19 protein-coding genes, 1 tRNA gene and 1 other RNA gene are annotated in these 21271 nt (G+C 61.4%); 18 read left to right on the plus strand and 3 right to left on the minus strand.

Going from position 1 to position 21271, the window contains the following annotated elements; translation table 11 throughout:
- Positions 1 to 14: 14 nt before the first annotated feature.
- From HMPREF3056_RS11530 to HMPREF3056_RS11555, 6 genes are read left to right on the plus strand one after another with little or no spacing between them, the layout of a single operon-like run.
- The gene (locus tag HMPREF3056_RS11530; protein WP_070754888.1) at positions 15 to 2444 is read left to right on the plus strand and encodes a SaeA-related protein; all 2430 of its coding nucleotides are present in this window, start codon (positions 15 to 17) and stop codon (positions 2442 to 2444) included.
- A 2-nt stretch (positions 2445 to 2446) separates the two neighbouring features.
- Complete coding sequence (locus tag HMPREF3056_RS11535; RefSeq protein ID WP_246822522.1) at positions 2447 to 4189, plus strand: GAP1-N2 domain-containing protein; 1743 nt, start codon at positions 2447 to 2449, stop codon at positions 4187 to 4189.
- 3 nt (positions 4190 to 4192) lie between these two features.
- Entirely contained in the window at positions 4193 to 5020 is an 828-nt protein-coding gene (locus HMPREF3056_RS13830) for a hypothetical protein (protein ID WP_070754890.1), read from the plus strand.
- A gap of 18 nt (positions 5021 to 5038) precedes the next feature.
- Positions 5039 to 5998, plus strand: a complete 960-nt coding sequence (locus HMPREF3056_RS11545; RefSeq protein WP_070754892.1) for a hypothetical protein — start codon at positions 5039 to 5041, stop codon at positions 5996 to 5998.
- A complete protein-coding gene (locus HMPREF3056_RS11550) occupies positions 5998 to 7008 on the plus strand; it encodes a TRAFAC clade GTPase domain-containing protein (protein ID WP_046648844.1) in 1011 nt (336 codons plus the stop codon). Before HMPREF3056_RS11545 ends, HMPREF3056_RS11550 begins: the two co-directional genes overlap by 1 nt.
- Entirely contained in the window at positions 7005 to 7508 is a 504-nt protein-coding gene (locus tag HMPREF3056_RS11555) for a hypothetical protein (RefSeq protein WP_070679265.1), read from the plus strand. The genes HMPREF3056_RS11550 and HMPREF3056_RS11555 overlap by 4 nt, the downstream gene beginning before the upstream one ends.
- Here HMPREF3056_RS11555 and HMPREF3056_RS11560 read toward each other — a convergent pair.
- Positions 7505 to 8815, minus strand: a complete 1311-nt coding sequence (locus HMPREF3056_RS11560; protein WP_070754894.1) for a hypothetical protein — start codon at positions 8813 to 8815, stop codon at positions 7505 to 7507. The genes HMPREF3056_RS11555 and HMPREF3056_RS11560 overlap by 4 nt on opposite strands.
- A gap of 58 nt (positions 8816 to 8873) precedes the next feature.
- On the opposite strand from HMPREF3056_RS11560, the gene gluQRS reads away from it, so the two are divergent.
- The 3 genes from gluQRS (at position 8874) to HMPREF3056_RS11575 (ending at position 10809) form a co-directional block, all read left to right on the plus strand.
- On the plus strand, positions 8874 to 9815 hold the full coding sequence (gene gluQRS / locus HMPREF3056_RS11565) for a tRNA glutamyl-Q(34) synthetase GluQRS (RefSeq protein ID WP_070754920.1): 942 nt from the start codon (positions 8874 to 8876) through the stop codon (positions 9813 to 9815).
- An 11-nt stretch (positions 9816 to 9826) separates the two neighbouring features.
- Positions 9827 to 10162 carry a hypothetical protein gene (locus HMPREF3056_RS11570; RefSeq protein ID WP_070754896.1) on the plus strand — a complete coding sequence of 112 codons (336 nt, stop codon included), beginning with the start codon at positions 9827 to 9829 and terminating at the stop codon, positions 10160 to 10162.
- Between the two features lie 281 nt (positions 10163 to 10443).
- Entirely contained in the window at positions 10444 to 10809 is a 366-nt protein-coding gene (locus tag HMPREF3056_RS11575; RefSeq protein WP_168167380.1) for a VOC family protein, read from the plus strand.
- 63 nt (positions 10810 to 10872) lie between these two features.
- Here the strand turns inward: HMPREF3056_RS11575 and HMPREF3056_RS11580 are convergent.
- Positions 10873 to 10961, minus strand: a tRNA-Ser gene (locus HMPREF3056_RS11580).
- 167 nt (positions 10962 to 11128) lie between these two features.
- On the opposite strand from HMPREF3056_RS11580, the gene ffs reads away from it, so the two are divergent.
- The 6 genes from ffs to HMPREF3056_RS11610 all read left to right on the plus strand — a co-directional run bounded on the left by ffs (position 11129) and on the right by HMPREF3056_RS11610 (position 16994).
- Positions 11129 to 11227: signal recognition particle sRNA small type (ffs, locus tag HMPREF3056_RS11585), an RNA gene on the plus strand.
- A gap of 81 nt (positions 11228 to 11308) precedes the next feature.
- A complete protein-coding gene (locus HMPREF3056_RS11590) occupies positions 11309 to 12580 on the plus strand; it encodes an aspartate aminotransferase type Ic (RefSeq protein WP_070754900.1) in 1272 nt (423 codons plus the stop codon).
- Positions 12528 to 13142 (plus strand): suppressor of fused domain protein, encoded by a 615-nt coding sequence (locus HMPREF3056_RS11595; RefSeq protein ID WP_246822523.1) that lies wholly within the window; start codon positions 12528 to 12530, stop codon positions 13140 to 13142. Before HMPREF3056_RS11590 ends, HMPREF3056_RS11595 begins: the two co-directional genes overlap by 53 nt.
- A gap of 32 nt (positions 13143 to 13174) precedes the next feature.
- Positions 13175 to 15784: a DNA polymerase III subunit gamma and tau gene (locus HMPREF3056_RS11600; RefSeq protein ID WP_083317824.1), complete on the plus strand. Its 2610-nt coding sequence runs from the start codon at positions 13175 to 13177 to the stop codon at positions 15782 to 15784.
- 58 nt (positions 15785 to 15842) lie between these two features.
- Positions 15843 to 16223 carry a YbaB/EbfC family nucleoid-associated protein gene (locus HMPREF3056_RS11605; RefSeq protein WP_070754902.1) on the plus strand — a complete coding sequence of 127 codons (381 nt, stop codon included), beginning with the start codon at positions 15843 to 15845 and terminating at the stop codon, positions 16221 to 16223.
- A gap of 114 nt (positions 16224 to 16337) precedes the next feature.
- Positions 16338 to 16994 (plus strand): recombination mediator RecR, encoded by a 657-nt coding sequence (locus HMPREF3056_RS11610; protein WP_070754903.1) that lies wholly within the window; start codon positions 16338 to 16340, stop codon positions 16992 to 16994.
- Positions 16995 to 17062: 68 nt separating this feature from the next.
- Here HMPREF3056_RS11610 and HMPREF3056_RS13215 read toward each other — a convergent pair whose 3' ends face one another.
- Positions 17063 to 17608 carry a DUF3800 domain-containing protein gene (locus HMPREF3056_RS13215; RefSeq protein WP_083317825.1) on the minus strand — a complete coding sequence of 182 codons (546 nt, stop codon included), beginning with the start codon at positions 17606 to 17608 and terminating at the stop codon, positions 17063 to 17065.
- Between the two features lie 260 nt (positions 17609 to 17868).
- Between HMPREF3056_RS13215 and HMPREF3056_RS11615 the strand changes: the two genes are divergently transcribed.
- The 3 genes from HMPREF3056_RS11615 to HMPREF3056_RS11625 all read left to right on the plus strand — a co-directional run bounded on the left by HMPREF3056_RS11615 (position 17869) and on the right by HMPREF3056_RS11625 (position 21239).
- Positions 17869 to 18294 (plus strand): ATP-binding protein, encoded by a 426-nt coding sequence (locus tag HMPREF3056_RS11615; RefSeq protein WP_070754904.1) that lies wholly within the window; start codon positions 17869 to 17871, stop codon positions 18292 to 18294.
- A 448-nt stretch (positions 18295 to 18742) separates the two neighbouring features.
- Positions 18743 to 19117 carry a hypothetical protein gene (locus HMPREF3056_RS11620; protein ID WP_070754905.1) on the plus strand — a complete coding sequence of 125 codons (375 nt, stop codon included), beginning with the start codon at positions 18743 to 18745 and terminating at the stop codon, positions 19115 to 19117.
- Positions 19118 to 19163: 46 nt separating this feature from the next.
- Entirely contained in the window at positions 19164 to 21239 is a 2076-nt protein-coding gene (locus HMPREF3056_RS11625) for a M3 family metallopeptidase (RefSeq protein WP_070754906.1), read from the plus strand.
- Positions 21240 to 21271: the final 32 nt, after the last annotated feature.

Consider the following 21271-nt stretch of genomic DNA (forward strand, 5'->3'; position numbering starts at 1 on the left):
TTTAAGGAACGTTGATGACACACAACCCGAAACCTTCGATTGCGGACGTGCCGCTGAGTGAGCTGAGGACGCTCCACGAGCTCAAGCGCGTGAGAGCCGATGATGTGCGCGACGCCGTATCAGCACCGTTTAGGCAGTTCGCTGAACAGATCGCCGCCACGTTCAACGGCGAAGAGGTAACGCATCCGGAGCTGAGCGCGGAGGCGCGCAACGCTGCGGTGACGCAGGAAGAACGTGCCGCGCGTGAACGTGCCGCGCGCGAGCGCGCGGCACAAGAAGAGGCCGCCGTCCGAGAGCGCGCAGCACGGGAGGAAGCCGCTCAAGCCGAGCGTGCCGCGCGCGAGCGCGCGGCGCGAGAAGAAGCGGCACGAGTGGAGGCAGCCCCGGCATTTCCCCAGCCACAGCAGTCACAGAAGGCACAGCCTGCGGCAGCAGGTCCGCGCGACTTCTTCGCTGAGTGGGAAGCACTGCAGGCTGAGGAGGAGCAAAAGACTCAGGTCAACGAAGAGGACTACATCACTATCCCGGGCTTCGGTATCCGGGCGGAGTATCAGTACCGCCAAGAACCAGACTGGGTTCCACCGGGCATCAACTTCGAGGTTGAGGTACCGCTTGAGGCACAGCCGGAACAGGATTCTCAAGAAGAGCCTGGCTATGGCGTGGAACCAGAACCGGTTCCAGAGGACACCGACCAGCGCCATCCGGTGCGCTTGTGGTGGCCCGAGCTGGACCACACACCGGATGAGGTCGTCTTCTACCGAGTGGTAGCCGATGATTCTGAGATGGTTGCCTCACCCGACGCGGGCGACACCCTCGTCTACACCAAGGGAACCGCCTACCGTGACCACACCCCGGGCGAGGCAGGTCTGCGCCACTACGCGGTGTGGGCCTACAAGGGCCGGGACCTTCGTGAGCTCATCAACAGCCAGCCGGTCTTTATGGGAGACACCGGCGTGGTTTTCCCACCGGTCAACGTCCAGGTTTCCACTATCAAGGGTGCTATCCAAGTGTCCTGGGACCTGCTGCCGGGGCACTCGAGCGCCATGGTTTATGCGTGCCGGGATAGTGAGAAGGAAAAGCTGTCACCGCGCTTCGAACAAGACGTGGATAGCAGCGGGCGCAAGGCCACCATTCCGGTGCAGGAAGCCGGGCAGACCGTGGTCATTTCCCTGCTGGGCCAAGCGGAGTTTCACGGCGCTACCGAGCAGAGCCAGGACGAGGTTGCCGTTCAGCGTTCGGTGAAGCTGGCTAGCGAGCTTGAAAAACTGGAGCTTTCACGCTGCGAGCGGCGCAGCGACTATGGCCAAGATTCCATTGAGGTGGACTGGTATTCGCCCAAGACCGGTGAGGTAAAGATCTATCTCACGCCGACCGCCCCGCAGGCGGATCTGCGTACGTCGGCGGTGCCGAAGACGTATGTCGAAAGTGCGTTGTCGAGTGCTATCAGCGAGACCCGCGGCGTGTCTGAGCCGGGCTCCTTCCAAACCACGACGGTGCCGTGGCCGCCGGATTGGTACGAGGTCTATATCACCCCAGTGAACTTCAACGACGCTGATGCCTGGGTCGGTGAATCCAAGGTGTTGCAGCGCGTGCAGTCCATCGAGGATGACCAGTTCCGGCTGATTGAACGCGTGGATAGCCAGCTCGTTACTTTCGACTGGCCGAAGGGCGCGACCGCCGTGGAGTACTCCACCAACCGCGAGCACGATCAGATTCGTGAGGAAGACTACGACCTCCAGGGAGGTATCCGCCTGCACCTGGATCAGCACGGCGATACCGTGCGGCTGCGGCCCTATGCGGTCTTCGCCGGTAAGCGCACCGAGGGAGAAGAACGTGTGATTCAGTACGAGGGTCTGCGCCCGGTGACGTATGACTTCGAGGTCGATTACTCCCAAGGCCAGGTCCGGGTGTTCCTCTGGAGCTTGGGTAACGGTGATAAGCGCCAGTTCTCCTGCCAGGTGGTCTACCGTGCTGACCGTCTGCCGCTTTTCCCCGAAGACGGCGAGGCGCTTGGCATCGTGGAGACCAACCTGCAGAGCACCACGCACGTTGCTCATGGTTTAGGTCCGATGCGTGGGCAGCATCCGGATTTCACGGTGTCAATTGGTGAGCACGTCCAGCGCGGGGGCTTTATCCGCCTCTTTGCGGTTGAGGGCTTTGACAGCCACGTTGATAGTTCCTTCGATAGCTTCGGCGGGCAGGATGCCTTCAGCAGTTTCTCCGAAAGCTACAGCGACCCCGCCCCCACGCTGAGCGCACTGGATAAAGCCGTGGTGGTGGAAGGCGATGTGTCCTACAGGCTGGTGCTGTACCCACCAATGCAGAATCAGGCTCCCCACTATGACCAGAACTACGGTCAGCAACAGTATGAACAGCAGAGCTATGACCAGCAGAATTACGGTCTAGATTACAGCCAGGACCAGTACTACCAAGGGGGCCAGTAGGTATGGGCGGCGCATTTAGCTATGCATCATTCTCCCGCGCCAACGGCCGCGCCGGTGGCTGGGGAGTAGGGCAGAAAGCCGGCGATATCACCCAGGAGGAGTTGGCCGAGCTGGTGTCCTTCGTACCGACATCGCTCAACAACGGCACGACGATCCCGGATTTTCCCTCCGCCCAGCAGCGCGCGGAGCTGGTTCGCCGTACCGCGGTTTTCGCGTTGACTCCTGAGGCTGAAAAGTGGGTCACCATGGTGTCTGTCCCTGCCGGGCTGGATGCGACCGGCCGCGGCGGCAACGTCTTCACCTACACGTCGATTTCGCGCACAGGAACCCCGCCGGCACCGGCGACGGTCCTGTTTTCTCCTGACGTTCCAGCGCCCTTTTCCATCTATGAGGTGGATAAAGTGCAGATACCGGAGGAGATCTCGGCGCGCGGCCCGCTGCACTCGGATGTGCTGCTGGAGGAATTCCTCGATGGGGAGTTCCGCCACCCGGACAAGCTTCCCGCGCCGTTCAAAGCGGTGAGCCCGAACCCGAACCCAACCTTCAACCGCGCGCTGGTCTCTGCCATGGCGACGGTGTTGAACTCCCGCAATGGCTTAGTTATTCTCGTCGCGCCCGACAACCAAGCTGCGTTGTGGATTGCTGCCACCGCTCGCGAGGTGGGAGAGGACGGTTTCGGGTTCTCCACGTTTGAGAAGGCAGCTGCCATCAACGAGTTCCCGCTGAGCACATCCACCATGCTCGTGGTGCCGCCGAGTGAAAAGCAGCGTCTAGCGGAGACGGCTATCCCCGGCAATCCAGTCGTGTTTGCGCTTGATGAAGCCCTGCCAGACGTCAGCGCTTATGAAGCACGTGCTGCGGAAGAAGCTGAGGCTGTGGCCCCGGAGCCACAGGAGGAGCAGGCTGAGCAGGGTGCTGCGGCCAGCAGCACACCCGAGCAGGCCACCACACCGAGCTTTGATGATTCCTGGGGCAAGGATCCGGCTGATTTCGGAGCGCCTGTTGCAGACTCCTCACCTTTTGCGCTCTCGGGTCATGGCTCTGCGGCTATTCCGACGAATCCCCTCGATGCGCCTGAGCCGAGCACGTCGCAGGAGAACCCATTTGCTCAGGCAGGCGCCTCATCAGTTGATTCAGAAATCGCGCAAAACCCGGCAGATAGTTCGGCTAATCCTCAGGAGGTGCAAAACACTGATGGGAGAGACGTAGCTTCTAACGCACGCCCCGTAAGCAATGGAGGAAACGCCTTCGTCCCATCGCTGAGCGGAGATGAGTACCAGTATTTAGTGCACTTCAATGCGTACTGGTGGATTCAGCATCTTGGTACGAACGTTGGTCGGTCAATTCAGCTTGCGTATTTGGATATGAGAGATTTGTCTGGTGGTTTAGACAAACGGCTAATGGCTGCGGTCGTGGCATCCTGGGCGCTTTATTTCCCGCCCTATTTCAACCTTCTTGCTTTTGATGCTCTAAGAAGGTGGAGTGGCTCTGATTTGGAACACATCGTTAATCTCACAGTGGACCTTTTTTCGGGAGTATTTCCACTACAAAAATCAGAACGGCATGCTCAAGGTCTGGCCGCGGAAGTGCTAAATGATGTCGTCGTCAAGATGTCACAGCGAGAAAACGGATTCCGCAACCAAGCCCTTCAACAGAACTCGCATTTCTCGAATTCCAGGGAACAGGGCGCTGAAGCCTTTGGCCTAATGGGATTCAAGTTTCCGGGCAATACTCAACGGAGATAGAAAATGGTGGTTAAGCAAGTGTCTGTCGAAAATAGTCAAGGGCATCCTGATCCCATGCGAAGGCAATATGAGAGTGAATTACAGAATTCACCTGCGGACCATGAAAATCTGTGGACGAATCAAGAACGCGATTTGATTCTCGACCAGTCTCCATTCGAAGAGCACGAAGCAGCTGAGCTAGAGCGGTTGTCGAAAGACAATAGGGGTCCACAGAATATGGCTTTGAAGATGGAGAATCCCTTTGAACCTAGTGAAGTAACTATTGAAAAAACTGAAGTGGACGCGGAGGAAGTCTCGCGCTGCGATGCATGCTCAAGGGAGTTGAATGCTTTCGCTCCTCGGCTTACTGCGGAGGAAAAACGTAAGCTCAGGGAATTCGATCCGCGCTGGTGGATCGAGCACTTGGATATTAACCGTGGTCGCTCAATCCAGTTGGCCTACCTCGACAAATCCTCCTTGGGTGAGGGGATGGACAAGCTGCTGATGTCCGCGATTGTTGCCTCCTGGGTTTTCTACTTCCCGCGGGATTTCAACCTCTTGGCAGAAGACGCACTGCAGCCTTGGGAGAACCGCGAACTCGAGCACATTGGGTACCTCACCGCTACGCATTTTGCGGGCGTCATCGCGCTGGAGCATTGCGAGCGCTACGCCACGGGGCGCGTCGCCATGTTGCTGGACGCTACGGCGCGCTTGCTTGGGGAGCACTCAGCCCCCATGCAGCAGCAACCGGGTCCAACACCCTTTGCACAGCGCACCGCGTGGTCAGACCGAGGACTACCTCCCAGCGTTCTCGGTGAGCACGGGCGAAACACGGGATTCCACGGAAGGTAAGAGAAGGAAAGAAGCGTCATGGCTAAATACACATTGCGGGACGGCGAGTCCCGCCGCATCGGCTCAGACGGCATCCTGCGCGTCGAAGCCTTCGAGATGGGAACCGGCGGCGCCTCGATGGAACTGGCGATCTTGGGGGAGGGCGTTGACGCCGTGCGCGTCCACGACCTCTGTCTGATGGTGCACTCCCTGTCCGAGCGCGCCACCGTCGTCGTGCGCCCCAAGCGGGGTGGGACGTTTGGTCTGCGCAGCGAGGTGCGCCTGACGGTGAGCAACGCCGGCGATTCGGTGACTTTCCCGCGCGTGCTTATCGACGCCGCCGAGGACTCCGCCGAGCGCCTCGCCGAGGTCACCCCGGAATCCGGCAGCTACCGTCTGGAGGCATTCGGCACGACCGAGGGCGCCGGAATTACCGACTCCGCCCGCGAGGTGCGCTCCAAGATGCGCCGCGCGGAGCTGGACGTCGCTGGCCTCGATGCCGTTACCGTGGTCGTCGATGGTTCCGCCTCCATGCAGGTCAACGTCACCCCAAAGATCGTTGAGGCGGCCGCCAAATACATCGATGCGCTCTCCGATGCCTTCCGGCACTTCCGCGCCACCGACGGCCAGGACAGCATCGAGACCCACAAGGTAGACGAGCTCACGCGCTTCATCGCGGGCGTTATCGATAACGGAGCGGAGCGCGTCGGCCAGCGCCCCTGGCGCGGGCCGACGGTGGCTTCCACGGCCTCGCTCGCCATCTACGTCACCGATTCGCCCGTGGCCTCAATGCTGGAGACTCAAGTTCCCACCGTCGTGCTCATCACGAGCGCCATCGGGCGCCAGGAGCTGGAGCTTGCGCACATCAACGGAACCCCGGCTCATGTGGCGTACGCGGTGATCGACGGGGACGTCGTCAAGCAGCTCGATACCGGCGCCAACACGGAGCTTTCGGAACTGACCGATCGCGTCACCGCCATGCTGAAAGAGAGGAACTAATGAGCCAGGCACGTTGTCCGTGGACCTTTAAACCGCTCGAGGATGGTGTGACGGTGAGCCCGTACACCAACCGCGAGCTGCCGCAGGGATGGACCGACGCCGTGACGCATTGCGTGGCCATGGCCGGTGCGCGTAACTCCGGTAAGTCGCTCTACACCGCAGTGATGATCAAGCAGCTCAAACAGCTGGCGCACAAGCACAATCGCTCCGTCCAAGCGGCGGATGAATCCACGCGCGAGCGTTACGCGGAGGTTTATGAGCGGCCGCTCTTTGAGGAGATGCGTGCCATGGACCCCACACCAAGTGCGGTGGCTACCGACGCCTACCAGCGCGATCCGCTGATTTTTGAACTCGGTAAGTGGCCGGATGAGCAGGGCCGCGAGCGCATGAATTACCTGGTCTTCCGTGACGTGGCGGGCGAGGACTTGGAGAACCCTCCGGAAAACGAGGCGGACCGGGAGAACCTGGCGTTCTTCTCGCACGCGGATTTGGTGATTTTCCTTTTCGATCCGCTCCGCGTGCAGCAGATTCAGGATTTTATCCACGGCCTGATTCCCAACATTGGTGAGCTGGGCGCGGACTCTTTGCGGGTCCTGGATAACCTGCTGGATTTGCTCGATACGGATACCCCGCCGCCGCTCGCGGTGACCATCTCGAAGTTTGACACGGTGCAGAAGCTAGAGCAGGTGGATGACGTGCGGTGGAAGAAGCTCATGGCCAACCGCGGTGCTGCCTTCCGCCGCGACACCGGGTGGAATTTCCGCGATTCGGACCGTTGGATGGTTCACCTCGAAGCGGAATCGCTCTTGCGCTTCTTGGGTGCTAATGACCTGATCAACAAGCTCTATTCAGCCGCGCCGCGCGATGGCAGCTTCTTCGTGGTCTCCGCCTTGGGGGAGGCCCCGACGGGCCGCCAGCTGGCGCGCAGCGGCATTGCACCCTATCGCGTGCTGGATCCCATCCGCTGGCTGCTCAGTCGCCGCGGCGTTTTTGTGCAGGACGTCTCATGACCTTCGGCAGCCCGCAGTCCTCAGGAACACCACCGCCTGGCCCGCCTGCCGGGACCGCGCCGGACTATCGCTATGGGCAGGTCAGCGACACCGTCCGCCAGGCCCGCCGCGCCGCCGATATGAAGGCACAGTGGGCACCGTGGCCGCTGAAGGTCGCAGCGGTGCTGGAGATCTTCATCACCAGCTACGCCGTCTACAACATCTGCCGGCTCGTGGCCTTTGAAAACAGCCCGGCGGCGGTAAGCCGCACGGACCAGCTCTCCACGGAGCTCGGCGTGCTGCTGGGCGTGCTGGTCCTTCTCGTGTGTGTCATCACGACCTATGTGCTGCACGCGCAGCAGTCGGCGCGGATTGCCTTGACCGCTATCAGCGCCATCGTGGTATTGCTCATTCCACTGAGTTCGGTGATGCCCGCGTCGATCGTCTCCGCGGCAGTCATCGTTCTGCTGTGGTTGCCGGCGAACCGGCAGTGGTTCGGTGGACAAACGCCACAAACCTAGGCCTTCTTGCGCAGCTCCTCGAGCGCGCGGGAATTGCCCGCTGCGGCAAACAGATTAAACGCAAAGTGATACATGTTGCGCGCGCGGTCTGCCGCGTTGGCGGCGGTGTAGCGATCCCCAAGAAGCTCGGCTACCTCTGCCATGGCGTTTTGCTCCGACGGCGTCGTGGCCTGGGAAGCGGGGTGCTTCTCCAAGAAGTCGAGCAACACCTGGGTGGATTTGAACATGTCCTGAGCCTGCGTGCGCAGGCTCTCGGAATACAGAATGGTCCATTTGGCGGCTACGGGGAGGCTCTTGAGCTTCGTGGAGTCCACATAGCGTGAGGCCAGGATGTCGTAGGCTTCCTCCGGATCGCGGTGGCGAACATCGAGGGCTACGGTCTTGAGGAGGGCGTGCAGCTCACCGTCCAGGTCGCCGCAACGTTGGTACTCGCGGGCAGCGGCGGCAAAGCAGGCTACGCGCTGCTCTACATCGTCAGGGGAGTGTTGTGCGGCATCGCTGTAGAAGCGGGCCAGCATGGGCGCTGGGAGCTGCTGGTAATCCTCGTCGCTGCGTGCGTTGGAGAGGATGGTGAAGGACTGCGCAGCTACGCGCTCACAGTCGGCGGCAGAGTTAGATGTCCAGAGTGCGCCCACGGCCGATTCGAGGATGGCTTGAAGGATTGCGGCCATCGTGGCACCCGCTCCGTCGAATTTGCCTCCGGTCACAGCATCGTTGACAGCCACGAAGTCGGCCGCATGCGCCTTCGCATCGCCGTTCTTTGCGAAATCCAGAAGCTCCTGCAGATCCGAGAGCGACGTCGTGCTGTCGGGGCTGATTGATGCATTTTCGCTAGCGGGGGCGGACTCGGAGAAATCCTTGTGGCTGGTCGCGGTGCGGGCTGCGGCGATCTCGCCCAGCGCAGTGTCGTCACCAGCCGCTGCTGCCTTGGCCGCAAATTTCTCTGCTTCTTCGGTGTTGTCGTTGTCCAACCATGCGCGGGCCACACGCGTATAGCCAGTAGCTACGAGAGACGGCTGCCCGGTCAGCGCTCCAATCGAGGCAATGGTGAGGGAATCGTCGATGTTCTCGATGGTGCCAGCAGCCACGCGAAGTGTCTCCCGCGCCTCCAGGTAGTGGGCCGCAGGGACGGCATCCTCTGCACAGCCTAGGAATGCGTCATCGGATAGCACGCGGTCGATCTGCTTATCAATGTGGGCGGACTCAACGGTGGGAAGAGAAAGCCCCGGCGCCTGGGCGCGCGCATAGGCGAGCATGCGCTCGGCGTCGGCAGAATCGAGCAGGGGATACGTCGCGTCAGAAGCCATGGGGGAGATTCTAGTAGAGGACTCCGACGCGCGCGGGCCTCCTCGTAGACTGGTGGGCATGGAATCTCTCAGCCCCGCCGGGCGCTACGCCCCGAGCCCGTCCGGCGATCTGCATCTGGGTAACCTTCGCACGGCGCTACTGGCCTGGCTCTACGCTAGGAGCAGCGGGCGCCGTTTCCTCATGCGCGTGGAAGACATTGACACGCAGCGCTCCTCCCGGGAGTCGGCGCAGCGCCAGTTGGAGGACCTCGCCGCGCTCGGCCTGGACTGGGATGGGGAGGTCATCTACCAGCAGGATCGTTATGCGGCTTATGAGGCGGCCTTGGCCCAGCTGCCCACCTACGAGTGCTACTGCTCGCGCAAAGACATCCAGGAAGCCTCCCGCGCCCCACATGCCATTCCGGGGCAGTACCCGGGAACGTGCCGCGCGCTTAGCGACGATGAACGGGCCGCCAAACGCGCCGAGCTCGTCGCCCAGAACCGCGTGCCTGCCATACGCCTGCGTGCCGACGTCTCCTCCTTCTCCATCCACGATGCCCTCGCCGGCGAGTACACCGGTGAGGTCGATGATTTCATCCTGCGCCGCGGCGGGCAGCCTCCGGCTGATCCGAATCAGGGTATGGACTGGGCCTATAACCTGGCGGTTGTTGTTGACGATGCCTTCCAGGGCGTGGATCAGGTAGTCCGCGGTGATGACTTGTTGTCTTCCGCCCCGCGCCAGGCGTATTTGGCACACCTACTGGGCTATCCGGAGCCGGAGTTTGTCCACGTTCCGCTCGTGCTCAACTCGAATAACGTCCGTCTGTCGAAGCGCGATGGGGCAGTGACTCTCCGCCAGTTACTCGCGGAGCCAGGGCGGGAGATGGGCGATGTGATTCGCCTACTCGCGCGCTCGCTGGGCTATGACGCCGAGGGGATTAGCACCGCCGCGGACCTCCTCGAACGCTTTATCCCCGATAAGCTTTCACGGAAGCCCTTTGTCTGGGATGGAACGGTGTAGATCGGAGCAGCATGGAAGCCTTTGAGTATGCCCAGCTGGAAGACGGCCTGGATTACCTCTACGACTTCTTCGAAGAGGATCTAGAAGAGCGCGTGCGCGCCGGGCGTGAGCTGCTGCCGACGGGCATGGAGGACATCCTGGGTGATAGCACGCTGGATGACTACGTGTGGCTGTGGATCAAAGAACCGGGCCCCAACGGGTTCCGCCAGTACCTGCGCGATGGCGGCTATGACGAGACCGAGGTGGACGAGGCCTTCCTGCTTGCCCGCACCGAGTGGGGCATGAACACCCCGCCACACGTGGAGTGGCTTAAGGAAGACGGCGTGGAGGCTCCCGAGTTCGAGTAGGGGTGTGCAGCTGTGAGCGTTCGATGGGGTGCCCAGCTCGAGTGCCCAGCCGCAAAGGAACCAAAGTACTGACACCTTATGCAAAGATTAGCATGCAATCACTAGGGGTTTTTCGGATCGATCCCCGCAAATGGTGCCTTTACTTTGGTTCCTTTGCTTGAAGGCTTCATGTCATCGCATGAAGAATCCATTAGCCTCGATTTCTAAAACCGCACACGTGCAAAGGGGATTTGGAATAATCGCAACAAATCTTTGGTCCAGCGAGAAAGGTTATGCCAATCATGCGATTCGATCATTTGACACTCTTGACCCGCAATATCGAAGCCTCATGGGAGTTTTACCATCAACTTCCAAACTCCGAAGTAAAGCCATTGTCTGCTGAAGAAGGATATTTTGAAGTGTCGTTTGATGACAGCGTAATTGGCGTATTCGATTCTTCAGTTTTTGCTTCAGCCACTAACACGAGTCCGGCAACCCCCGGCGGAGCCGTAATCCAATTCTCTGTCGAGGACGTCGACGAGTACTGGAGCCAACTTCCAGATTCCTATCGTGAGGCTTCTGCCTCACCCAAGAAAATGCCATGGGGTTCTTATTCCGCCTACATTTCGGATCCAGACGGAAACATTCTGGAGTTCTATACGTGGTGAAACGGGTTGGCTTCGAGATAAAGAAGAAGTCCCCCGGATGATGACATCCGGGGGACTTCCCAATGGCGGAGGATAGGGGATTTGAACCCCTGAGGGATGTGACTCCCGCACGCGTTCCAGGCGTGTGACATAGGCCGCTAGTCGAATCCTCCGCTGGAAAACATTACATGAGCCCCCTAATGAAGCAAAATCGCCAGGTCAGCGCGAAGAACTTGGGGATGTGAGGCGGTTGAGATGTAGGCCGGGCTGGAAAGCGGAGTGGGAGCTGGGTGGTGGGGGAGCGGTTTGGCGTCGGCACGCAAGGCGCGCTAGGCTAGACCGCAGGATTCCGCGTGGCGTCCATCCTCTGAACTCCCCCAGGGCAGGAATGCAGCAAGGGTCAGGAGGCTCTGGCGGGTGCGCGGGGTCCCCTTTTTATTTGTGTGCTTTCACACGGGGGATGTGACGGGGCGTTAGTATGGTTGCCATATGCCCGCACTACGTCCCGGAAGGAAGACGGATGTCTCTTCTTAATCTTGAAAAGTCCGAGCTTGATGAGCTTGCCGCGCAGGTACGCAAGGACTACGAGGCCCTCAAGGCTGAGGGTTTGGATCTTGACTTGACCCGAGGAAAGCCGTCCAAGGCCCAGCTTGACCTGTCCAACGATCTGCTCGTCCTGCCGGGGCGTGGTCACTACACCGATGCCGCGGGTAATGACCTGCGCAACTACGGCAACCAAAAGGGCATCAAGGAGCTGCGCGATCTGTGGGGCAAGCTCACCAATATGGACCCAGAGCTCCTCATCGCGGCGGATTCTTCCTCCCTGAACATCATGTACGACCTCATCCTGTGGGCTTACACCTTCGGTACTAACAGCTCTGAGAAGCCGTGGTCCAAGGAAGAGACCATCAAGTGGATCTGCCCTACCCCAGGATATGACCGTCACTTCGCCATCACGGAGTCCTTCGGCTTCGAGCTGATTTCGGTGCCGATGGAAGAAGACGGCCCGGACATTGAAGCAGTCGAGGAGCTGGCCAAGGACCCGCAAGTAAAGGGCATGTGGGTAGTGCCGATGTTCTCCAACCCGTCGGGCGCTGTCATCTCTGAAGAGAAGACCCGCCGCCTTGCAGCGATGGAGACCGGCGCACCGGACTTCCGCATCGTGTGGGACAACGCTTATGCCGTGCACACGCTGACTGAGGACTTCCCGGAGATTCTGCCGATCCTGGAGATTGCAGAACAGGAAGGAAACCCGGACCGTTTCTGGGCCATGTCTTCTTCGTCGAAGATTACCTTCGCTGGCTCCGGCGTGAGCTTCTTCGGCTCCTCGGAGGACAACCTCGAGTGGTACCTGGAGCACGCCGGCATTCGCGGAATCGGTCCGAACAAGATCAACCAGCTGGCACACTACGAGTTCTTCGGCTCCGCCGAGGGCGTGCGCGCGGTGATGCGCCGCCACGCTGCGTTGCTGGCGCCGAAGTTCGAGTCGGTTCTGCGCATCCTGGATAAGAATCTCACCCATCACGAGATCGCGGACTGGACCCACCCCAAGGGTGGCTATTTCATCTCCCTCAACGTGATGGACGGCACCGCGACCCGTGTGTGGGAGCTGGCCCGCGATGCCGGCATCCTCCTGACTCAGGCCGGCTCTGCCTTCCCTTACGGCGAGGACGCCAAGGACCACAACATTCGCCTGGCTCCGTCCCTGCCCCCACAGGAAGAAGTCGAGGCAGCCATGGATGGCGTGGCTACCTGTGTGCTGCTCGCCGCAGTGGAGAAGCTGGGGGCATAAGGCAATCAACTCCGACGAGACGGCCTACTGGCTCGACCAAATCATCCCGGCTGACCTCGAGTTTAAAAACGTCGAGGGGCAGCGCCTGGGCTTAGCCTCGCTGGAGGGCGAGCAGTCCCTCGCCGTCACGTGTGAGTTTGCTGCCGTCGACACCGGGCTAGCGCACGCCGCGCAGGGCATCGACGTGCGCTGTGAGCTCCTCACCGTCGCCCGCATCGGGCAGGTGGAGGTGGCTGCCGCAGTGAGCGCTGCGGCAGCGTTGCTCACGGAAGCCGCAGGCTTATTGCCCGCGCAACCGGGCCTGCTCTTGCCCAAACTCTTTGGCGAAGACGATGAGCGCTTCGCTCACTTGAACGTGCGCCACGGCATGCTCATTGCCCCGTACCTGTGGGGCGGCCAGACCCCGCAGGTGGCGGAAGAGGGCCGCCTGACGTTGGTGTGCCAGTTGCTCATGCTGAGCGACGCCGAGTATGCCTATGCCGTCGAGGAAGGCGTGCCGGCGCTACAACAGGCGGTGGCGGAGCAGGGCATCGATCTGTTGGATTGGCAGCGCTCGGAGTGACGTGTCGGGATGAAACGCTACACTGACTAACCGTGGCTCTTTACCGGAAATATCGTCCAGCAACCTTCGCGGAAGTGGTAGGCCAAGAGCAGGTCACCACGCCTTTATCCGCTGCCCTCGACGCAGGGCGCATTAACCATGCGTACCTCTTTTCCGGCCCGCGTGGCTGCGGAAAGACGTCGTCTGCGCGCATCATGGCTCGCTCACTGAACTGTGAGCAGGGGCCAACGTCAACGCCGTGCGGGCAGTGTGACTCTTGCGTCTCGCTGGCCCCTGGCGGGCCGGGCAACTTGGATGTCACGGAGCTCGACGCCGCCTCTCACAATGGTGTCGAGGATATGCGTGAGTTGCGTGATCGCGCCTACTACGCGCCGGCGGAATCGCGCTACCGCATCTTCATCATCGATGAGGCGCACATGATTTCCGCCTCCGGTGCGAACGCTTTGCTCAAGGTGGTGGAGGAGCCGCCGGAACACGTCATCTTCATTTTTGCCACGACGGAGCCGGAAAAGATCATCGGCACCATCCGTTCGCGTACCCACCACTACCCCTTCCGTCTGTTGACCCCGCCGGCGATGAAGGGGCTGCTGGAGCGCACCGTGGCCTCGGAGAACGTCCACGTGGATGACACCGTATACCCCATGGTCATCCAGGCCGGCGGGGGTTCGCCGCGCGATACCTTGTCCATCCTGGATCAGCTGTTGGCGGGCGCGGGTCCCGATGGCTTGACCTACGATGTGGCCCGTCCACTTCTGGGTGTCACGGACGTGGGCCTGCTGGATAACACGGTTGAATCCCTGGCGAACCAGGATAAGGCTGGGCTCTTCCGGCTTGTCGACGATGTCATTGAGGCCGGCCACGATCCCCGTCGCTTCGCCATTGACCTCTTGGATCGTTTGCGGGATTTGATGATCCTGCAGGCCGTCCCCTCTGCACTCGAGGAAGGTTTGGTCTCTGCGCCGACTGACCGCGGGGAGGTCCTTACCGCCCAGGCGCAGCGTTTCTCCGGCCCGCAGCTAGCCTACCTGGCGGAAACCGTCAACGAGCGCGTGTCTTCCCTCCGTGGCGCGACGTCCCCGCGTCTGCTCCTGGAAATCCTGTGTGCGCACCTCATCGTTGGCTCGGCGCCTGCAGCGGCAGCCTCTGGTCAGCTGCCCAATGCCGCGTCAGCGGCAACGGGCGTGCAGCCTTCGGCACCCGCAGGGCAGTCCACCGCGCCTGCACAGCGCCAGCAATCTGCAGTCGCCAGCGCCCAGGATCCCGCGGCTGCCGCTGCGGCCATCATCGCGCAGCGCCGCAGCCGCCAGGCAGCAAAGCACGAGGCTCAGCAACAGCAACAGCAACCACAGCAGCAATCACAGCAGCCCGAAAGGACTCAAGAAGCAGCCCCGCAGGCGCAGCAGACCCCAGCCCCCGAGGCCACGCAGCCCCAGGCGCCGGAGCGCCCTGCACAGCCGGAAGTGCAGCCTGAGCCGAAGCCAGCGCAGCCTGAGCGCCAGCAACAGGAACAACCACAGCAAGCGGAACAGCCGGAACAACAAGAACGGCAAGAACAGGCTCAAGGACAGCCACAAGAACAGCATCCTGAGCCCGAGCAGCCTCAGGAGCCAGCCGTGGAGATTCGCGGGCGTTGGGCTGACCTGCGGGCGACGATTGGGCGCCGCAATAAGGTCGCTGAAATCATGCTCGCCGAAGCCCGTGTCCTCGGCGTGCGTGATGACACCCTTGTCCTTGGACACACCACCGGCGCGCTGGCAGAACGTATCAATTCGCCGGGCACCAACGAGGTCATCGTGACCGTTCTTCAGGAGGAGCTCAACCGTAACCTGAAGGTTACGTGTGTCATCGGCACCGACCCGAAGGCCCACGGTTTCACGGTGGCTGAGCCAGTTCAGCGTACCCAGTGGAATCCCAACCAACCGCCACGTGAGGCCGCCGAGCCCGACGAGGAGGCAGAGAGTCCGGAGACTCCGGACAACGCTACTGATTCGCACTCTTCCGAAACTGCGCCAGCTTCCGCGGCCGCAACAGAATCTGAAGAATCAGAGAAGCCCAGCGAGTCCGAGACGAAGGAACCCAGCAACGCTAGCGATGACCCGTGGGGTGCGCCGCGCCGGATCGGGCAGCAGGGTCCGCCGTCTGAAACGACGACGGAGCAGTCGCGTGAGGCCGATGAGTCGCAGCCGCCGGCAGAACCGCAGCGACCGGACGTCGCCCCACGCGGGGCGACGGTGCCCCCAAAGAGGGAGGCCCGTGGTAGCCAATGGCGATCACGCATCGCGCAAGCGAGCCAAGTAGCGGCCCAGCGGGATGAAGAGTTTTCCAAGGTTCCCAAGTTTGGCAACGGCGTTCCGCTGCCGCCGGAGCCAGGCCCGGAGGATGGCGAATTCGAAGCACCACCGGAGGAGTACGGTCCGCCGGCAGGGGCGAGTGGGTCGCCGGAAAGCGCAGGCCAAGCGCCTGCCGCGCCGCAACAGTCTGCGCCTCAGCAAGCTCCCGCTCCGCAGCCGGAATATACCCGGGCGGATGAGGAGCGCGAGATGATGGAGGCCGCGCAGAACGCCGGCGAGATGGACCACCGCAATGCCACGGAAGTCGCGATGGAGCTCCTCGCACAGGAGTTGGGAGCGCGGCGGCTCTAGCGTGGCATCTGTACACTTGGCGCGTAGCGAAAATAATCGTGTGAAAGGATTTTTTAGCATGACTGAGAACGACCCGATGCAGCAGGCAAATGACATGAACGAGATCCTGGCGCAGGCCGCCCGCGTCCAGGCTGAGCTGGAGAAGGCTCAAAAGGAAATCCTGGCCGCCACCGTTGAGGGCAGCGCTGGCAATGGCCTGGTGAAGGTCACGATGACCGGCGGCGCTGAGTTGCAGAACGTTACCATCGATAAGTCTGTGGTCGACCCGGAGGATATCGATACCCTCCAGGACCTCATCGTTGGCGCCTTCAAGGAGGCCCACGCTGCTGCTGGCCGCCTGGCGCAGGAGAAGATTGGCCCGTTGTCCCAGGGGATGGGCCAGTCCCAGCAGAACTACGACGGTCCGTCCTTCCAGGATGTCTTCGGCGGCAACCAGTAAGCCGCGCGTTAGACTTAAAGGCCGTGGTTGCTCTCTTCGTGGAGAGCAGCGCGGCCTTTTGTTGTGTCTCCAGCCGCTAGGGCTGAGGGGATTGTTGAGTGAGGGGAGCATTGCGTGTTTGAAGGACCTCTGCAGGATCTCATCGATGAGTTCTCGCGCCTGCCGGGTATTGGCCCGAAGTCAGCGCAACGCATCTCCTTCCACGTACTGCATCAAGATCCAGAGGAGATTGACCGCCTCCAGAAGGCGCTGGGAGCAGTGCGTGATGGGGTGACCTTCTGCCGCATCTGCTGCAATATTTCGCGCGAGGAAGTCTGCCGCATTTGTATCAATTCGCAGCGCGATGCCTCCACCATCTGCGTGGTGGAAGAGCCCAAGGACATTCAGGTCATCGAGCGCACCGGCGAATATGATGGCCGCTATCACGTGCTCGGCGGCGCACTCGATCCGTTGGCGAACGTGGGCCCGAAGGACCTCAACATCTCGCAACTACTCCAGCGCCTCGGCGGCGTGCTACCGGACCGAGAGCTGGTGGACTCCACCCCGGAGGAGCCGCTTTACGACGACTCCCCGGACATCACTGAGGTCATCCTCGCTACCGATCCCAACACCGAGGGCGAGGCCACCGCGGCCTACCTCGTGCGCCTGCTACGAGACTTCCCGGGACTGAAGATCACGCGCCTGGCCTCCGGCATGCCGCTGGGTGGCGACCTTGAGTTCGTCGATGAGCTGACGCTTTCGCGCGCGTTGAGCGGCCGCCTAACGGTTTAAACCGGCGCTTCAGAAAATAGAGAATTAACCGTTGAACTTTTTCTCCAGAGCTTCCATATCGGTAGGACTCATGGGGATTTCGGTTTTGGAAAACAACTGCGGTAGCTGCCAAGATGATTCGCATAAACGTCCCGACCTGTCCCTGCAGCCCGAATCTTGCTGTGGGGACTACTCGCATGGGCTAGTCGGTTTCCGAAATACTTGATTGCCCAGTCGAAATCCTTGAAATCTGGGTCATATTTGTAGGCTGAAATTCTTCCAAGTAGGGCACAGATCCAATCTGCGCACTGAACTGTTTGGTAAAGATGGCTTTCTACTTCGAGCGGTGGTTCAAGGAGTTTGTCTGCATCTTGGTGGGAGAACATAAACGCGGCGCTTGATGCGAAGATATCCATACGTTCTTTGGGCCCCTGCTTGTCGAGCACCATGAGATGCCGTTGGTTTTCAGCTAGCGACCAATTGACACACCGAATAAGTTGTTTCATGGCGTGGTCATAACGTGATCGTTCGTCTTCGCCAGTATCTTCGTTGGTGCCCCGTGGCTTTTCTTGGCCGTAGAAAATGATTTGTGCGTTGAGTTTCTCAAGTGTGTTGAGTACGCGGTTTATTCTCACGAACTAGGATGGTGCATCCCGGCATGATCGGCGCTCATGTACGCCCGCTCCATCTCCGCGTTCCCCTTCTTCCACTCCCTCGTCCCGCGGGTCATGCATTTTCGCGACTCGTCACGCACCAACATCCTCCGTGAATGGACTATCAACGAGGGCTACGCTCTCGGATTCCCACGCATTATGGAGCTCTTCGCCACGATCCGGCCCGGTGGAGAATCTATCGACACCAGCGGTCCCGCGTTGAAACCCCTGTCCTCCCCACCGTGGCTTTTCGTGAGGTCCTCGCTAATGCTCTCATGCACCAAGACCTTGAGGCACGCGGCAGCTCGTTAACCATCGAGATCTTCAGCGATCACGTCGACGTGAGCAATCCTGGAGCCCCACTTGTTAGCCCGCAACGCTTCATCGACTCAACTTCTGTGACCCGCAATCCGCACCTCGGCGAAGCGCTGCGGGTTGCTAAGTTCGTAGAGAAGCGCGGCAGCGGATGGGACCGTATCGTCGAGTCACTCGAGGCCGCGCACTTCCCGCCCGCACTCATCCGCACGAACGGCGCAACAACCGTGACACTGAGCGCGTACCGACCCTTCGCCCTAATGAGCCAGGAGGAAAAGGAAGAGGCCGTCTACCAACATGCATGTCTCAACGTTTTAGAGAACCGTCCGGTCACAAACTCATCCGTACGCTGACGCTTCGGTCTCAAAGACTCTCAAGCGGGGCAAACCACACGGCTCATCAAGGCCACTGAAGATGCTGGACTCATCAAGCCCTATGATCGCACGGCAGGCGCCCGATCGTTGCGCTACGTTCCCTTTTGGGCCAGCAGCGTTAATTAACCTGGCCTCCACGACTGCAACACACCGTACTTCTTTTCTTACTTCTCTTCTTGTCTCATCACTTTCTTGCTTCATTAACCCCACAAGCCTCGATTTTGGCCTTAATTCGCTGTTTTCACGGCAACCCCGAGTCCACGACCTAGATATATGCAAAAATCCAATTCTTTGCCTGTTTCTTGCTTCTGGCGCAGAAGCTTCCTCTTCTAACGGTCACGTCCCTGCCGCACACCGCACGCACCAACCTATGTCGAGGGGGCCCTGTTAGGGTATGGATTCTGTCGCCCCGACGAAAGGCATAATCATGCGTCCCCTCTTCACTTCTGAATCCGACGTCGTCTACGCCATGCTGGCGCATGCCTCGGACCCCATGCATTCTTTGAGCACGCAGCAGCGCGAGGCCATTGCTGCACGCGTGCCGGAGCTCAAGGTGTACAAGCACTGTGGATGTGGCACGTGCCCCACGGTCTACCTCACGGCGGGTGAAGAGCCGCCGGAGCCGCGTCGCGACGCCAACGGCAAGGCCGTCCCGCAAGGCTCCAGTTACGTGCTCACCGCCGATTGCCCTGGGGCTATGGTGCTGCTTCACATCGCGGACGGTGTTCCCGTTGAGCTCGAGGTCGCTCCTTTCGAGGACCGCACGGTCGAACTCCCTTGGCCGGACCAGCTCCTGTTTTAGGGGATTTCCCTGCCGGCGGCACGGGGGAGATCGGTAGATTAGTCGCATGACTAATCCGCTTCTTTCTCCTTCCACGCTCCCGTACCAGTTCCCACCGTTTGCGGAGATCAAGGTCGAACACTTCCGTCCCGCCATCGCCGAGGCACTCTCCCGCCACGACGAAGAGATTAAGGCCATCGTCGACAACACGGCCGACCCGACATGGGAAAACACCGTCGAGGCCCTCGAGCGCGCTGGTCAGGATTTGGAGCGCGTGCTTTCCATCTTCGGCAACCTGTCGGGCACGGATGTCACGGACGAGATGGAAGAGATCGCCGCGGAGGTCTGGCCGCAGGTCGCCGCGCATTCGGATGCGATCTACCAGAATGAGGTCCTCTACGCTCGCCTCAAAGAGGCGACCCCGCCGGCCGACGAGGAGTCGCAACGCCTCCACACGCACCTGCTGCGGACTTTTGCGCGCCAGGGCGCGGACCTCGGCGCAGCAGAGAAAGAGCAGCTCTCCACCATTAACCAGCGTCTCTCGGCGCTCTCCGAGGAGTTCGGCCGCAACCTCATGGCGTCCACCCGCGAGCGCGCCGTGCACTTCGACAGCGCGGAAGAGCTCAAGGGCCTGCCCGCCGGTCGCATCGAGGCCGCCAAGGCCTACGCCAACGAGGTCGGCCAGGGCGGTTACGTGCTCCCGCTCGAGCTGCCCACCGTGCAATCTGAGCTCGCGCGCCTGGCAAATCCCGCTGCCCGCGCCAAGGTCTACGAGGCCTCGCGCGCCCGCGGCAGCGAGAATAACCTGGACGTGCTCACGGAGATGGTGCGCCTGCGCGCCGAGCGCGCGCAGCTGCTGGGCTACCCCACACATGCCGATTACGTCATCGCCGAAGAGACCGCGCAGACCGCCGAGGCAGCCCGCCGCATGCTCGTCGAGCTCGCACCCGCCGCCGGGGCCAACGCCGCCGGCGAAGAGAAGCTGCTCGCCGAGGAAGCCACCCTGCATAACGAGGACTTCGGTGCCCCGGACTGGGCCTACTGGGAATCCAAGGTTCGCGCCCGCGACTTCTCCCTCGACGAGGACGAGCTGCGCCAGTACTTCCCTCTCGACCGCGTTCTCGAGGATGGAGTCTTCGCGGCGGCCCACCGCCTCTACGGCATCACCGTCGTCCCGCGCGAAGACCTCGAAGGCTACGCCGAGGGCGTGCGCGTGTGGGAGGTCTTCGACGAAGGCCAAGACCCCACCGCCGATCGCGATAGCGGCATCGGCCTGCTGCTCACCGACTACTTCGGCCGCCCCTCCAAGCGCGGCGGCGCGTGGATGAGCGAGTTCGTGGGCCAGTCGCGTCTGTTCGGCACCAAGCCCGTCATCGTCAACGTAATGGGGCTCACCAAGCCCGCGGACGGCTCCCAGCCGCTGCTGAGCCAAGACGAGCTCCACACCGTCTTCCATGAGTTCGGCCATGCCCTCCACGGCCTGCTCTCCGACGTGCGCTACCCCACCTTCTCCGGCACCCGCGTCCCGCGCGACTGGGTAGAATTCCCCTCCCAGATCAACGAGAACTGGGCGCTCGACCCGGCCATGGTCAAGCGCTACGCCCACCACGTGGAGACCGGCGAGGTCATCCCGGACGAGCTGCTCGCCAAGGTCCGCGAGGCCCAGACCTTTGGCCAGGGCTTCGGCACCGTCGAGTATCTCGCCGCCTCCATCGTCGACCTCGCCTGGCACTCCCTCCAGCCTGCCGATGCCGCCGCTATCGCCGCGTCCCAAGAGTCTATCGACGCCTTCGAGCGCGCCGCCCTCGACGACGCTGGCCTGCACAACCCGCACATCGCGCCGCGCTACCGCTCCGCGTACTTCAATCACATCTTCGCCGGCGGCTATTCCGCCGGCTACTACTCCTACCTGTGGGCCGAGGTCCTCGACGCCGATGGCTTCTCCTGGTTCAAGGAAGAAAACGCCGCGGGCCCTGAGGCTTCCGATGCCGCCGCCCGCGCCGCCGGCCAGCGCTTCCGCGACCTCGTCCTGTCCAAGGGCGCGTCCCGCGACTTCACCGAGGCCTACCGCGAGCTGCGCGGCCGCGACAAGGACGTCGCCCCGCTGCTTGCCCGCCGCGGGCTGTCCGGCGCCACCGACTAACGGCACACGTCTAACGGCACAATCCCGACGAG

The sequence above is a fragment of the Corynebacterium sp. HMSC056F09 genome (assembly GCF_001815785.1).
Lineage (GTDB): Bacteria > Actinomycetota > Actinomycetes > Mycobacteriales > Mycobacteriaceae > Corynebacterium > Corynebacterium hiratae.